Origin of the sequence: Flavihumibacter sp. UBA7668, assembly GCF_002483205.1 — a bacterium.
GTDB lineage: Bacteria > Bacteroidota > Bacteroidia > Chitinophagales > Chitinophagaceae > Flavihumibacter.
Genome location: NZ_DLHM01000001.1, coordinates 244,962 through 261,261, shown reverse-complemented (window position 1 = coordinate 261,261; position 16,300 = coordinate 244,962). Strand labels below are relative to the sequence as shown.

Here is a 16,300-nt window from a genome sequence, read left to right as displayed (position 1 = left end):
ACAATGCGTACGAAAATAATTAGATACAGTTTCATTATCGGCCTGCTTTCCGTAATGGTAGCAGGATGTAGCAAAATCCTGGAAGAACAACCCAGGGCAGGAATAGATCCCTCTTATTTCAGAACGCCGGAAGGTATTCAGGGGGGAATTGCAGGTATTTATTCTTCCTTTCGCGGACATTGGGGTACTCAGATATTTACCCAGTTATTCAATGCAGGTAACGATGAATTTAAAAGAGGCGCTGCTGCGGATGTTCAGCATTGGTATAATTTCAATAACGCACAAATCAGAACAGAAGCCAATAACTATGCAGGTTTTTGGAATGCCATGTATATCAATATCAATACTGCGAATGGTGTGCTGGAATATGGAGCTGCAGCAAATATGCCGGAAGCAACTAAAATCCAGGTATTGGCACAGGCGAAATTTCTACGTGCATTCTGTTATTTTTATCTGGTAACCACATTTGGTGATGTGCCATTACATACTGAATTCAACACGGATGAATCTACTGCAGATTCACGCAATCCGCAGGGTGAAGTGTATGCACAGATAATTCAGGATCTGACCGAAGCGGCTGCGGATCTTCCGAATATTCCGGCTAGTGGAACAGGTAAACCTGCATCAAAAGCCACCGCCTTATACCTGCTGGCAAAAACACATCTTTGGAGAGGCTGGTCGGATGCTGCTGAATCTGGTGATTTTACAGCAGCCTACACCATTTCAAAAGATTTGATTGATAACAAAGCACAATATGGATTGGATTTGCTTCCCTATTATCCTGCTGTTTTCAAAGAGGGCAATGAATACAGCTCTGAGATTTTAATGGTAATTGACCATACAAAAGATCTCAAATATGGACAGAATTCTAACCCCGGAACCGGCGCTACCAATTTCCAGGAAAATAAATCGAATTTCTTTTTCCGTCCGAATTATCCGGCTATCAATGCAAACTATCCTTCGGGTGGAGGTGCAAACCTTACTGTTCGGGATGTAAATAATGGTCGCCCTTTCCAGCGGATCAGACCTAATACACGGTATGTAATTGATGTTGCTTTTGCCAATCGGGAAACTGATTCCAGATACGAAGGAACCTTCCAGACTGTTTGGAAATCAGCCAGCACACCAATGGCTGCAGCAGGATCACTGGGTGCGGTTACGCCACGCGGACAATTAATCAATGGGGTAGATACTTCTATTTGGATGGCAGACCGGGTTGTTACGGCGCAGGAAAGAGCCAATTTCAAAGGGGTGATTTTCGAGCCGGAGCATTTACCAGGTGCAACTGTTCCTTATACCGCCAGTTATTATCCGAATCTGCGTAAATGGGATGATTCCACCAGAGCAGATATGAATGATTATTCAGATCGTCCATATATTCTCTTCCGTTTTGCCGAAGTATATCTGATTGCAGCAGAAGCTGCTATTCAGGGTGGCGCTTCTGCACAACAGGCGGCTGATATGATTAATGTGTTAAGAACCAGGGCAGCACTGAAACCCAATCAAACACCCACTCAATATGCAGATGCTGTTGCAGCACAACAGGTAACTGCTGCCCAGATGAATATTGATTTTCTTCTGGATGAACGCAGCCGTGAATTGTTTGGGGAAGCCACGCGCTGGTGGGATTTGGCACGTACCAAAAAACTGGTACAACGTGTGCAGGCTTACAACTCAGAGGGAGCAGACGGCGTTCAGGATCACCACAGGTTAAGACCGATTCCTCAGGAACAGATTGATTTGGTTACGGAAGGTCCAGCTTTCCCACAAAATCCGGGTTATCAATAAAATTTGATGTAGTGTTTACTAAACTATAATCAACATGCACAGGAACAGGAGGATAATATCTTCCTGTTCCTTATATGTTTCTAAATGGATGGCCTATGTTTTACAAAAGATGGAATTGGTGGATTATTGCATCGCTCTGCATGGTTGTTTTTTTTCAATTGTTGCAGGCACAACAAGCAGTTTCACCTGAACCAAGAGGAAAGTTGAATCGTGCGCATCAATGGGGTAATCTGGCTATGGAATGTACAGCCAGGGATACCGACAGATTTCGTCCACGACCCACTGTTACTTCAAGATTTCTGGCATTGATCTGGACAGCGGTATACGATGCATGGACGAGGTATGATGATAAGGCAGATCCCGTTTATGCCAGCCAGCTCAGAAGAAGACCTGTAACGGAGAGGACCCTGGAAAACAAAGAGATTGCAATCAGTTATGCAGCCTATCGAACCATGCAAACTTATTTTTATTCCGACTCTCTCCTGTTAAAAAATGCGATGCTGGAAATGGGACTGGATCCGGAAAATCAATCCGAGGATCCGTCAACGCCCATTGGAATTGGTAATCTGGCAGCCAAAACGGTAATTCAAAAAAGGTATGAAGATGGATCGAATCAGCTCGGTACTATGGCAGGTTCAGATGGTAGTATGTACGCTGATTATACTGGTTATAAACCAAAAAATTCAGCGGATGAATTAATTGATTTGGCAAGATGGCAACCTAAATATTTTTCTGATGGAAAAGGTGGGCGTTTTGCACCGGGTTGCTTAACACCACACTGGGGATTGGTAAAGCCTTTGCTGGTGGACTCGTCCAGTCAATTTCGTCCAGGGCCGCCTCCTACTATTGGATCTATTGAATTGAATAATGAATTAAAAGAGGTAATTGAATTGCAGGCAAACCTGACAGATGAACAAAAGGCGCTGGTTGAAATAATGCGCGATGGTCCAAAGTCTGTTCAACAGGCCGGACATTGGTTCATGTTTGCACAAAAGGTTTCTATCCGTGATCAACATACGCTGGATCAGGATGTGAATATGTTTTTTCTGGTGGAAGCAGCAGCAATGGATGCTTTTATTGCCTGCTGGGATGCTAAAATGTTCTATGATTATGCCAGACCCTATTCATTTATTCATGCATATTTTAAAGATTCTCTAATTACCTTATGGGGCGGACCGGAAAGGGGAATGATCTGGGCTGCGGGTAATGAATGGCGCCCGTATTCTCCGGAAACTTTTTTGTGTCCGCCATTTCCTTCCTATGTATCCGGACATAGCACGGTCAGTGCAGCATGTGCAGAAATTTTACGATTGTTTACCGGGAGCGATGATTTTGGTGAAACTATGATGGTAGTGCCGGGTGCATTAACAGAACCAGACAGAGTTGGCAAACCGGTACAATTGAATTTCCCTACGTTCACGAAGGCTGCCGAGATGGCCGGAATTTCCAGAGTAATGGGTGGCTATCATATTCAATCGGAGAATACCGAAGGTTTACAACTTGGAAAAAATATTTCAGGTGCTGTATGGAAAAAATACCAGAAACTTTCAGGTAGAAGTTATTAAGTCTTTCAAATACGTTACGATATGCCAGTAAAAAGAACGATTGTTTATTGCTTTGCTTTTGCAAGCCTGTTTTATCTGATTGCCTGTTCTGATGCCGGTAGTGGGAAGTCTGGCAGTTCCGAATCAAAACTGTTTAAAAAGATTCCTGCTTCAGAAAGTGGAATCAGCTTCGCCAATCTGGTGGATGAAAATTATCAGCACAATTATTTTGACAGTTTTGCTTATGTCTATAATGGCGCAGGGGTAGCAGTTGGTGATATTAATAACGATGGATTACAGGATATTTATTTCAATGGGAATGAAGTGCCCAACCGCCTTTATCTTAACATGGGCGGAATGAAATTCAAAGATATAACCCAGGAAGCAGGAGTGGATGGAGGAGCGGGATGGGATAATGGGGTAACCATGGTGGATATCAATCAGGATGGTTATATGGACATTTATATTTGTAAGGGTGGTTTCAGGGATAGTGATGCCACAAGAAAAAATGTATTGTATATCAATCAGGGAGATGGCCGGTTTAAGGAAATGGCAGCAGAATATGGACTGGCAGATAGTGGCTATTCTCAACAGGCCCTGTTTTTTGATATGGATAATGACAATGATCTCGATGTATATATAGCAGCCAGGCCGGATTCTTTTTATTTGGGTTTATCACAGATGGTTAAAGGGAAAAGAAATCCACCTGATTACGCCCGCAATAAATTGTATAGGAATGAAAAGGGGAAGTACATTGAAATTGGCAAAGAGGCCCGAATAGGACAAACCTACGGATATGCATTATCTGTTACCAATGCGGATTTAAATATGGATGGTTTTGAGGATATTTTTATTTCCAATGATTATGCAGACAATGATTATATGTTTATCAATCAGGGTGATGGAACTTTTAAAGATGAAATAAAAAAAGCAACCAATCATAATTCTCTTTTTTCGATGGGGGCAGATATTGCTGATATTAATAATGATGGATTGGAAGACATTATTGTAATGGAAATGTTGCCTGAAAATTATAAACGATCCAAAGTGTCGATGCCCAGAATGGATGTGGAGGGTTTCTGGGCAATTGTGGATAGCGGGTTTCATCGGCAATATATGCACAATGCACTTCACCTGAACCAGGGAAATCTTTTTTTTAGTGATATATCCCAATTGGCCGGAGTGTCTAAAACAGAATGGAGTTGGTCTACCCTGCTTTCTGATTTTGACAACGATGGGCAACGGGATATTTTCGTTGCGAATGGGTATAGAAGAGATTTGTTTGATGGAGATATTCTGGATAAACAGCAGGCCTATGTTCAGGCGAACCTGAATAAATACAGTTCAGCCGATGATATGTTTCGTCGGGGGTTCAAAGAATATATTGAGATTTATGATCCCATAAAAGTTACCAACTACCTCTATAAAAACAAGGGCAATCTTAAGTTTGAAAATGTATCTGCTGCCTGGGGTTTTGAAGACAGCAGTTTTTCCAATGGTGCAGCCATTGCTGATTTTGATAATGATGGCGATATTGATTTGGTGATCAATAATCTTGATCAGGAAGCATTTTTATATGAAAATATTTCTGAAAAAAAGAATCAATACCTGCAGTTAAAATTGGAAGGTCCGGTTGGTAATTCCGATGGAATCGGAGCTAAGATTGCCATTTACTACGATGGGAAAATGCAGCAATATTTTGAACAGAAGACGGTACGGGGGTATATGTCTTCCAATGATCCGAAAATTCATTTTGGATTGGGAGATATAGCTCAGGTAGATAGTATTGTGGTAAGCTGGCTGGATGGCAAGGAAAATATTTTGAAAGAGGTAAAGACAAATCAACAGGTAGCAATATCATACAAGGACGCCGTTCCGGCAATTGACAGAAGAGTGAAATTTCAGCCGGTTTTTGTTGCAGATAACGAAGTGTTAAGCACTCCCTTTGTTCATAAGGAAAATGTGTACGACGAATATAAGGATCAGGTATTATTACCTCATATGTTTTCCCGAACCGGGCCGTTTATTGCTGTGGGAGATGTGAATGGAGACGGGATTGAAGATTTTTATGTTGGAGGAGCAGCCGGACAGGCGGGGAGATTGTATATCCAGCAAGATGATAAACTGGAATTGCAAAAAGTTTACGCATTTGAAAAAGACGCTGCTTTTGAGGATATCGGCACCGTATTTTTTGATTCGGATCAGGATGGAGACCTTGATTTGTATGTAGTGAGTGGCGGGAGTGAATTTGAAGAGGGCTCAAAAATGTACCAGGACAGGCTCTACCACAACAATGGGAAAGGCGGATTTTCAGCTGCTGAATTACCGGTAACCACGAGTAGTGGTTCCTGTGTGACTTTTTATGATATAGATGCTGATGGTGATCTGGATATATTTCGAGGGGGGCTGGTTGTACCGCACCAATATCCTTATTCACCCAGAAGTTATATTCTGATAAATGATAAGGGAAAGTTTACCGATAGAACAATGGAATGGGCACCTGAATTGGCAAAGGCAGGTATGGTGCAAACTGCTGTTTGGGCAGATTTGGATGGAGATAAAAAAGCGGAGCTGATTTTAAGTGGAGAATGGATGCCGATAAAAATATTTGGTAATCTGGCAGGTAAACTGGTTGATCAGACGGAACGATACGGATTGACTGGTACGGAAGGCTGGTGGAATAAGTTGGTAACTGCTGATATCGATGGAGATGGTGATCTGGATCTGGTGGCAGGAAATCTGGGAGAAAATTATAAGTTCAGTGCCTCTGCTAAAAAACCATTTGAAGTATATGCAAAAGATTTTGACAGGAATGGAACAAATGATATTTTTTTGGCGAAATACAATGGCGGGATACAGGTTCCGATCAGAGGTCGTGAATGTACCTCTCAGCAATGTCCGTTTATTGCAGAAAAATTTCCTTCCTTTCTTTCTTTTGCAGAAACTGATTTGAAAACAATTCTGGGCGATCAGATCGAATCTGCGCTGCATTATAAAGCAGTTCAGTTTTCCAGTATGATATGGATAAATGAAAAGGGAAATTTCAAAGAGCAGAGGCTTCCGGTAGAAGCGCAGCTCTCCACGATCAACGGAATTATTGTGAACGATTTTGATGCTGATGGAATACAGGACATTTTATTGGCAGGGAATAAGTTTGATGTGGAAGTGGAAACAACTCCGGCTGATGCATCACCGGGATTATTTCTAAAAGGAAAAGGGAAGGGTGCTTACCAGGTGATGAGTATCGAAGAATCCGGATTTTTTGTCCCGTATAATGTGAAGGATATTCAATTATTGCATCGGAAAAAAGGGACATCCGTATTGGTAAGTTCCAATAATGATGCACTCAGAGTGTTTTCCTCCCTTAATTAAATCTATGCTGCGTCTCCAACAATTTAGTATACAAACAATTTGCCGCATACTTTTTTGTATGGTGACAGGCTGTTTTATTTCAGCTTGTGAAATGAAGAGAGAGAATAGATTAGCTGCTTCATCAAGTCCGTATTTACGCCAGCATGCCGATAATCCGGTCGACTGGTATGAGTGGGGAGCAGAAGCATTGGAAAAAGCAAAAAGGGAGAAGAAGCCTTTATTAATAAGTATTGGGTATGCTTCCTGCCACTGGTGTCATCAAATGGAAAATGAATCCTTTATGGATACCGGGGTTGCGCGAATAATGAATGAAAATTTTGTCAATATTAAAGTTGATCGGGAAGAAAGGCCGGATCTTGACAAAATATTTATCAATGCCTGTGAATTATTATCGGGGAATGCAGGGTGGCCATTAAATGCCTTTGGCTTGCCGGATGGAAGTCCATTTTATGCGGGTACCTATTATGAAAAGAAATCCTGGATTCAATTATTGCAGCAGGTGAGTTCAGCTTATCATAATCAACCCGGAAAGGTGAAGCTACAGGCACAGTCTTTATCGCAGGGAATTGCACAACTGGAATTGTCCATTCTAGTTAAAGAGGATAGTGCTGCATTTTCTAAACAAGAATATAATGGATTATTTGAGAGCATAAGACAAGAAATAGATACCGTACATGGCGGATTAAAAGGCGCGCCAAAATTTCCAGCTGTTCCTTTTTTAAGTGCAGTACTTAATTACAGTGTTGTTGCCAACAATATAGCTGCACAAAACTGGGTGTTATTATCGCTAAAGAAAATGGCATTAGGTGGCATTTACGACCAGTTGGGAGGCGGATTTGCAAGATATACCGTTGACAGCAGTTGGAGAATTCCTCATTTTGAAAAAATGTTATCGGATAATGCGCAACTGATAAGTTTGTATTCATTGGCTTTTCAGGTAACCAAAGAGCCGTTGTATGAAAGGATAGTTCGAAATACCATCGCATTTGCAGAAAGAGAATTAAGTGATAAGGCAGGAGGGTATTACAGTTCTTTAAATGCAGTTAGTCCGGAGGGGGAAGGGTATTATTATACCTGGACCTGGAAAGAGTTAAAATCTATTACAGGAGATGCATTTCCATTGATCTCGAATTATTATAAACTTACCGAGAAAGGAAATTGGAAAGGGGGCAGATCGATTCTGTATGCAGATAAACTTCCGGAAGAATTTGCTGTGGAATACAAAGAGGATCCGAAACTGATAATGGGCAGTTTGTCTGCTGCCCGGCAAGCCATGTTGAAAAATCGCAACCTGCGAACAGCTCCGGAAGCGGATACAAAAATTCTATGTTCCTGGAACGCATTGCTGCTTACTGCCTATACGGATGCCTATGCTGCATTGGGTGATGCGGCTTATTTGCAACAGGCTAAAAAACTGGCGGCATATCTTGATGCAAGGGCGAAGGCCGAAAATGGCCAGCTCCAACATTTTATAAATGGGGGCTCCAAAACAGCAGATGTTTTTTTGGAAGATTATGCTTTTCTGGCATCTGCTTATTTGAAATTGTATCAGCGAAGTTTGGAAAAGGAGTGGCTGTTTAAAGCCAGAACACTGGCTGATCAGATTATGGTACAGTTTTATGATTCAGGCAGCGGAATGTTTTTTTATGCAGCGGCTGATTCTTCCTATAATCAAATTCGCAGTATTGGGATTGCTGATGAAGCCTTGCCGTCTTCCAATGCATTGACGGCATCGCTTTTCTTTCAGATCGGCGTGTATTATCAAGAGGACTCTTATAAGCTGATAGCCAATACTATGTTACAGCGATTAAGGAAGGAAATAAGTACGGGCGACACACGGTACTACGGAAGTTGGTTTGGGCAGATAGCCTGGTTGAGTTATGGCACAAAGGAAATTGCTGTGGTTGGGCCGGATATGCTTGCAGTTAACCTGTCAATGCAAAAAGAATTGTATCCATTGGCAATTTATATGGGAACAAAAGAAGAGGCTTATTTGCCTTTGCTTGAGTACAAATTGAAAGGAGAAAATACCTATATATACGTTTGCACGCAAGGAGTTTGTAAACGTCCTGTATTGACTGTGCCGGATGCATTTCGGCAACTGTCCTCATTTTAATTTTAAATAACTGTCGAATGAATAAGTGCCAACTTCGATATGCTGTTTTCTTACTTCATTTGCTCTTGAATGGTAGGTCCGGATGGAAATCCGTGGACTTTCTGCTATTATTTATTGGACCTGCCTGGACGCCTCAGCGATCCAAGACGTTCTAAAACAACCAAACAGGCAACGCTTAATCTGAAATAATATGAAAAGAATCTTTTTTGTAGTCCTGCAATTTATTTTGATGTACCAGACCAACGCACAGTCGGGTGGTACATATACAAATCCGATACTGTCTGGCTTTTATCCTGATCCGAGTATCTGCAGGGCCGGTGATGATTATTACATTGTAAATTCGTCATTTGCCTATTATCCGGGTCTGCCGATTTTTCATAGTAAAGATTTGGTCAACTGGAAACAGATAGGACATGCACTTGATCGTCCGGAGCAATTGCCTTTGATTGGGGCGGGTGTTTCAAGAGGCTTGTTTGCGCCGGCAATCAGTTATTACAAGGGGTTTTTTTACATTGTTTGTACCTTGATAGATAAGGGTGGCAATTTTGTGATAACGGCTACGAATCCTGCGGGGCCCTGGTCGAATCCGGTTTATATAAAAGAAGCAAATGGAATAGATCCGTCGATATTTTTTGATGAACAAACGGATAAGGCGTATATGGTTTATAATAGTGAACCACCGAATCGAAAGTCCTTGTGGAATGGACATCGGACTATTCGGATGTATGAGTTTGATTATCGGAACAATAAAATTGTTGGAGAAGAATTGTTATTGGTGAACGGCGGGGTTGATACGTCCAGCCATCCTGTTTGGATTGAGGCTCCCCATATTTACAGGATCAATGACTGGTATTATCTGATGTGTGCGGAAGGGGGCACAGGGTATAATCATTCGGAGGTAATTTTCCGGAGTAAATCGGTTTTGGGGCCTTATGCTCCCTGGGAGCAGAACCCGATATTGACGCAGCGGCATTTGGATCGGGGCAGAAAAAATCCGGTTACGACTGCGGGACATGCAGATTTGGTTGACACGAAAAATGGAGAATGGTATGCGGTTTTTCTTGCCTGTCGTCCTTATGAGGGGGATCATTACAATATTGGCCGGGAAACTTTTTTAATGCCCGTGAATTGGACGGCAGATGGCTGGCCTGTTATTACAAAAGGTTTGGAAGAGGTTCAGGATAAATATCCGTTGCCAAAGGGGGTTGCCGGCGTTCCTGAAAACGCATTCAGCGGGAAAATAAGGTATCGTGCTGAGTTTACTGAGACCGGGTTGGATCCGCGTTTTATTTTTCTACGTACAGTAACTGAAACCTGGTATAATACAAGTGCCAGAAAAGGTTGGTTAACGCTGCAATTACGTCCGCAAACGGTAAGTGGTCGGGAGAATCCATCTTTTATCGGATTTCGTCAGCACAATCACAAGGCGACAGTGAGAACGAAGTTGAGTTTTAAGGCGGGTGCAGAAAATGAAAAAGCCGGATTGGTAATTTTTCAGAATGAAAGCCATTATTATTATTTGTGTAAAGGGATGGATGGAAGCAGCCCGGTGGTGCAATTGTATCAGTCTGATAAGGATTCGATGATGCTGGTGGAGTCTGTAAAGTTGAAAGGCAAAGGAGATGACCTGTATTTGAGAGTTGATCCGGATAACGCGGTGTATCGATTTTCCTATTCGGTGGATGGGAAAAATTGGAATCCGCTGAAGGCGTTGGATGCTCGTTTTCTGAGCACGGCAACAGCTGGTGGGTTTGTGGGAGTGGTGATAGGAATGTATGCAACTTCTCTCTGGAAGGAGAGTACGTCTACTGCTGCTTTCGATTGGTTTGAGTACGAAGAATAGGTGTCAGACAGGTGTTAGGATACTGTTCTAACATGAATCTAACACCTGTCTGACACCTCCCTGACGTTTTGCATTCTAAAGTAAATAATAAGGGCAGATAATAAGGTTAGGAATGCGATCGCATAAATGGAAACGTTAAGATTAAAGAGGTCGGCCAACCAGCCGGTTAATATTGCTCCGATAGCGTATCCCAGATCGCGCCAGAGACGGAAAATTCCAATGCTTTTTGCCCGGTCCATCGGGTGTGTGAAATCAGCGATAGTTGCAAGAAAGGTTGGGTATACCATTGCTGTACCCCATCCCAACAGAGAAGATAAAATGATATAATGTGCCAGGGTATCTGCCCAGGGGAAGCCAAACAGTGTAAAAGCCTGCAGAAGCATACCTGTATAAAGCATTTTTTTCTTGCTGAAATGATCGGCCATTGGTCCGGTGAATACTTGTCCGATTCCCCAAACAGCCGGATAAATTGCCGTTACGATTCCGATGTTGGCAATTGAAAATCCTTTGGTTGCGAGCAGTAAGGGAAATAATCCCCATGCCATTCCGTCGTTTAGGTTGTTGATGAGACCGGCTTGTGTTACAGCCCCCAGATTGGGATCTTTCCAGGTGGTTTCAAGAAAGAGCTGTTTTCGTTTTGGGATATTGTTTGTTGCTGATTCCTGGTTGACATGATGAATGGTGTCTTTAATGAAAAAAATACTGGTTAATAATCCGGCGAATACCAATACAACACCTGTATAAAAAGGATAGGGGCGAATGCCATAGTGGCTGGCGATCCATCCGGTTAAGAAGGCGACCAATGCAACTGCGAGATAGCCGGCGAATTCATTCAATCCCATGGCAAGTCCGCGTTTTTTTTCTCCTACTAAATCTATTTTCATCACAACGGTACTACTCCAGGTTAGTCCCTGATTAATACCGAGTAAAATGTTGGCAAAAATGATCCAATTCCAGGTAGGGGCGTACATAAGCAGGAATGGAATGGGGATGCCGACTATCCAGCCGGTGATGAGTAGTCGCCGCCGCCCGAATCTATTGGCGAGTGCGCCCGTATAGTAATTGGTGATCGCTTTAGTTAGCCCAAATACAACAATGAAGGAGAGTATAGCGGTTTTTGCGGCCAGCAAAAATTCTTTTTCTGCCAGCAGTGGAAGAATGGATCGTTCCAGTCCGACCATTCCGCCTACGAAAGCATTCACAAGTACGAGTAAAGTGAATTGCTTCCAGTTTTGTTTTATTCCAAGTTGTACCATAGGTGTCAGATAGGTGTTAGAATTACGTTAGAACAAGGTTCTTACACCTGTCTGACGTTTATAGCGCAACGATTAGGTCCTGATTCCAGCGTTGCGAGTAATTCTTCATAATAAATCCCATTCTTATTTAGTTCAATTATTTTCTCGTGGTTGGAAGGAGGAGACGGGATGCTTTTGATCAGCGCATCAACGAATCTTTCTTCATGCGCGAGGGATGGCTGAAGTTGTTCATTCAATTCCCTGATTGTAGTGTGTACTAATTTTTTGTCAAATGGCACAGGTTGATTGGTATGGGATGGTAAAACGATCAGCTTGTCATCCATTTGAAGCAGAAGTTTCAATGAATGGTATAATTGCCTGGCTTTTAGAATCATGCCTGCTTTGTTGGCGTTTAAATCCGGTCGACCAATTCCGTTAACGAAAATTGTATCTCCCGTCAGCAGTGCTTTATTATCCAGTAAGAGACTTACACTTTCAAATGTATGTCCGGGTGTAGAAATTGGCTGAATCTGGATACTACCCAACTTAATAGGCGTTATTAGCGGGATAGCTTCAAACTTGAATTTTACTGAATTGGGGATGGGAAGTTTCAAAGGAATAGCACAATGTTCTGCGAGTTGTCTGGCTCTTGAGACATGGTCGGCATGGATATGTGTTTCAATTACCTGTGTAAGTTCTAACTGATTTTTTTCCAGGATTTCCAGATAGATGTGAGCTGGCAAAGATGGGTCAACAATAATTGCTTTCTTATTGGATTCAATAATATAAGAAAGACAACCCTTACCTGTTCTGCGAACCTGATTGATGGAGAAATGTTGGAATTGGATTGTTGCTGTGTTCCAGGCGAGACTCCAGCTATTCATGCCCCCAGTTAACGAATAGGCTTCATATCCTTGCGAGTTTAATATTTCTGCTGCTTTTAAACTGGTTTTCCCCGATGCACAGATCGTAATAATAGGAATATGTTGTGCCAGAGTTAGCTTGCCAAAAGGATTCTCGCTGTTTGATTTGATGCCGGCATACGCATCTATATGGATACTGCCTGGTATGAACCATTCTGCGCGTTCATCAGCCGGACGGATATCCAGGAGATTTAGTTGTTTACCATTCTCAAGCCAGGATTGTAAAGTTTCGGTACTAATTTCTTGCATGGGGAAGATTTCCATACAAAATTGACGATCCTTATGACCGGTTTATTTATCTTATGATAAATAATTACTGATTTGCTCTGATCCGACTAAGGCTTACCTGGGTGATTCCAAGAAAGGAAGCAATATATTTAAGCGGAACTCTTTTAATGGTATCAGGTGCAGTTTTGATTAGGGCCTGATATCGTTCTTCTGCGGAGTTGAATTGGATCCCTTCGATTCGGTTGATAGTTTCTACATAGGCTGTTTCGATAATTTTTCTAAAAATCCGTTCAATTTCAGGATATCTGTTAAACAGAGCAAAGAATTTTTGGGAATCAATGGCGATTAGTTCAGCGTTTTCTAAAACCTGAATTGCTTTACGGCTGGGCCTGCCGGTGAATAAACTTTCTGCTCTTACAATGATGCTGTTTTCAAAGTAAAAGTCCTCTGTTATATCGATTTCATTTTTCAGATAATAAATGCGGGCGAGTCCCTGGACAAGGAAATAGATGGTTTGACAGGTTTGTCCTATTTGCTGGAGATTTTTGTTTTTCGGAATCGAAACTTGTTGTGAAATAGCCGCGATTGCATTTTTTCCTTCCATCGGCAATGGCGCAAACTTGCTGAAGTAAGTAAATAGTTCCTGCATACAACGATAAAGTTACGGGAATACACGTCAGATACCAGTTAGACAGGTGTCAGATACATGTCTAAGAGTGTTCTAATACCTGTCTGACACCTCTCTAACACCTGGCTGGTGCATACGATTGCGCTAAATGCATTGGAAACTTGGTTTTCGGAATTTGGTGATGTATATTTATACTAAACTAAAAGTATTGTAATACTAAACATTTCCAAGCTTAATAATACATAATATGAGATATACATTGCTTGCTATTGCTTTGGCATTCGCATTTTTTTCAAATGCACAGACTAATAAACAGGGAAATTTAATACTTATTAGTGTTGACGGATATAGATGGCAGGAGTTGTTCAAAGGAGCGGATTCAGCACTTCTTTTTTCGAAGAAATACAGACATCAGGATTCAGCAAGGCTAGTGAAAAATTATTGGGCTGAATCTATTGAAGCACGACGATCCAAACTGATGCCTTTTTTTTGGTCAACGATCCGTAAGCAGGGGCAGCTCTATGGAAATCGGGAGCTTGGAAATTTGGTAAATGTTCGAAATAAATACTGGTTTTCGTACCCCGGAAGAAGTGAATCACTTTCAGGATATTATGATAGTCTGATTAACTCCAATGAGTATCCGAATAATCCTAATGAAACAATATTGGATTTTTTATCCAATCAAGCAGCGTATAAAAATAAAATTGCTGTTTTTGCATCCTGGGATGCAGTGGCCCGAATAGTAAATCGGGATCGGAACGGGATTCCATTGATAAATCCCGGTGAAAAAATAAATGGGGAGAAATTATCTGAGGCCGAAGAGCTGGCGAATGAAATTCAATCTTATCTGCCTTCCTATTTTGGTCCAACAGTAAGATTTGATGTACACACTTTTGCGCTTGCCAAATCGTATATGAAGGCAAAACACCCGAAAGTAGTGCATATTGATTTTGCTGATCCGGATGAATTTGGGCATGCCGGTCAATACGATGCTTATCTTGATGCAGCACATTATATTGATGCAATGGTCGGAAGTTTATGGAATATGGTTCAGCAGGATTCATTCTATAAAAACAATACAACAATACTAATTTACCCTGACCATGGCCGTGGGTTGGGGGATAAATGGACCAGTCATGGCCGGTCGGCACCTGGCTCCAATGAAACCTGGCTGGCGTTAATTGGGCCGGGTATTGAACCACTCGGAGAAGTAGGCAAGCCAATGCAGATTTACCAGGATCAAATTGCGCAGACAGCTGCCAAATTAATAGGGATGTTTTTCACGGCTAATCATCCGGTTGGTGATGCAATTCCAACCGTGGGTAAAAAATAATCAAATGCAGAACAAAGTTGACTTATTGATTATTGGTGGTGGAATATGGGGCAGTGCGATAGCATATTATTATTCCAGCGCTTTTCCAAAATCTAATGTGTTGGTAGTTGAGCAACAGGAGTTGAATAATGGAGCAACAAGTCGGGCTGCTGCATTACTTACAAAAGTTCGTTCCAACAGGTCGTTGATTCCATTGGCAAAAGAGACGGCTCGCATTATTCCTGAATTGGAATTAAGGCTGGATGATTCGCTAGATGTGAAACGCGTTGGATTGGCCCAGGTAGCAACGGATGAAGCTTCCGTTGGAGGGCTGAATCAGCTATATAGTATTGCTGCTGAAATAGGTGAACCATTTATGCAGTGGGAAACAGAGACTCTTCATAGAATGGCACCCTGGTTAAAGCTGGATGCAGCAGTTGATATCGGCTATTTTCCTGGTGAAGCATATTGTGATCCCTATCGTTTAGGAAGTTTTTTTGCAAGAGCTGCACGATTAAACGGAGTTGAATTCAATCAATATTGTAGAGTAAATGAATTGATTCTTGAAAGGAACAAAATTGTTGGCATATTGACAGATCAGGGCGAAATTAAAGCTAAAAAAATTGTGGTAGCAGCAGGCGTTTGGAGTAATGTTTTGCTGGAAAAAATTGGTGCCTCTATTCCCTATTCACCTGTGCGAAGTCAGTTCTGGATTACCGAGCCTATTCCGGATTTAAGGGAAGATGCACCAATCATTTTATTGCCGGCTGCCAATGCTTATTTGCGACCTGAAGGAAACTGTTTATTGTTTGGGATACGTGAGCAGGAATCTTTGGCTATTACGCCGGAAAGCTTGCCCGTGCAGATGAATGATTTTGTTTACAGTGCGGATAAGGGATTTTCAGAATTGGCTGAAGTTATACATATGCTGGAGCCCTTTTTTCCGGGTATATATGATGTTGGGATTAAATCTTATATGGCTGGATTTTCCGGCTATTCGCCTGATTCCATGATTTCCGTTGGCGGTTGTGCTGGAATAGAAAATTTGTTCGTTGCCGGAGGTGATTGTGGTGCCGGTATTGCTTTGTCCGGTGGTGTTGGGAAATTAATGACTTCGCTATTGGCAGGGGAAGATCCTGGTGTTGATACAGCTGCTTTTGACCCAAACAGATTTGGTCGTTTCAATCCAGGATCAAACAGCTGGTTAGAACAATGCGCTGCCGCCCGTTCCCGCAAGAAGAGTGGTTAGATGTCAGACACATGTCTAAGAGCGTTCTAACATGTATCTGACACCTCTCTAACACTGTTCTA

At 42.0% G+C, this 16,300-nt stretch carries 10 protein-coding genes; 7 read left to right on the top strand and 3 right to left on the bottom strand.

Annotation, left to right across the window (positions count from 1 at the left end; all coding sequences use genetic code 11):
* Positions 1–3 precede the first annotated feature (3 nt).
* From B2746_RS01170 to B2746_RS01150, 5 genes are all read left to right on the top strand, one after another.
* On the top strand, positions 4–1,788 hold the full coding sequence (locus B2746_RS01170; RefSeq protein WP_290790005.1) for a RagB/SusD family nutrient uptake outer membrane protein: 1,785 nt from the start codon (positions 4–6) through the stop codon (positions 1,786–1,788).
* A 95-nt stretch (positions 1,789–1,883) separates the two neighbouring features.
* A complete protein-coding gene (locus B2746_RS01165) occupies positions 1,884–3,353 on the top strand; it encodes a vanadium-dependent haloperoxidase (protein WP_290790002.1) in 1,470 nt (489 codons plus the stop codon).
* Between the two features lie 21 nt (positions 3,354–3,374).
* The gene (locus tag B2746_RS01160) at positions 3,375–6,704 is read left to right on the top strand and encodes a VCBS repeat-containing protein (protein WP_290789998.1); all 3,330 of its coding nucleotides are present in this window, start codon (positions 3,375–3,377) and stop codon (positions 6,702–6,704) included.
* Positions 6,705–6,795: 91 nt separating this feature from the next.
* Complete coding sequence (locus tag B2746_RS01155) at positions 6,796–8,820, top strand: thioredoxin domain-containing protein (RefSeq protein WP_290789996.1); 2,025 nt, start codon at positions 6,796–6,798, stop codon at positions 8,818–8,820.
* A 190-nt stretch (positions 8,821–9,010) separates the two neighbouring features.
* Positions 9,011–10,663, top strand: a complete 1,653-nt coding sequence (locus B2746_RS01150; protein WP_290789993.1) for a glycoside hydrolase family 43 protein — start codon at positions 9,011–9,013, stop codon at positions 10,661–10,663.
* A gap of 38 nt (positions 10,664–10,701) precedes the next feature.
* Here B2746_RS01150 and B2746_RS01145 read toward each other — a convergent pair whose 3' ends face one another.
* The 3 genes from B2746_RS01145 to B2746_RS01135 all read right to left on the bottom strand — a co-directional run bounded on the left by B2746_RS01145 (position 10,702) and on the right by B2746_RS01135 (position 13,698).
* On the bottom strand, positions 10,702–11,919 hold the full coding sequence (locus B2746_RS01145; protein WP_290789991.1) for an MFS transporter: 1,218 nt from the start codon (positions 11,917–11,919) through the stop codon (positions 10,702–10,704).
* A 41-nt stretch (positions 11,920–11,960) separates the two neighbouring features.
* Positions 11,961–13,070, bottom strand: a complete 1,110-nt coding sequence (locus B2746_RS01140) for an MBL fold metallo-hydrolase (RefSeq protein WP_290789988.1) — start codon at positions 13,068–13,070, stop codon at positions 11,961–11,963.
* A gap of 64 nt (positions 13,071–13,134) precedes the next feature.
* On the bottom strand, positions 13,135–13,698 hold the full coding sequence (locus B2746_RS01135; protein WP_290789985.1) for a Crp/Fnr family transcriptional regulator: 564 nt from the start codon (positions 13,696–13,698) through the stop codon (positions 13,135–13,137).
* 226 nt (positions 13,699–13,924) lie between these two features.
* Here B2746_RS01135 and B2746_RS01130 point away from each other — a divergent pair, with 226 nt between their 5' ends.
* Both B2746_RS01130 and B2746_RS01125 read left to right on the top strand, forming a co-directional pair.
* Positions 13,925–15,010: an alkaline phosphatase family protein gene (locus B2746_RS01130; RefSeq protein WP_290789983.1), complete on the top strand. Its 1,086-nt coding sequence runs from the start codon at positions 13,925–13,927 to the stop codon at positions 15,008–15,010.
* A gap of 4 nt (positions 15,011–15,014) precedes the next feature.
* Positions 15,015–16,238: an NAD(P)/FAD-dependent oxidoreductase gene (locus B2746_RS01125; RefSeq protein ID WP_290789980.1), complete on the top strand. Its 1,224-nt coding sequence runs from the start codon at positions 15,015–15,017 to the stop codon at positions 16,236–16,238.
* Positions 16,239–16,300 lie beyond the last annotated feature (62 nt).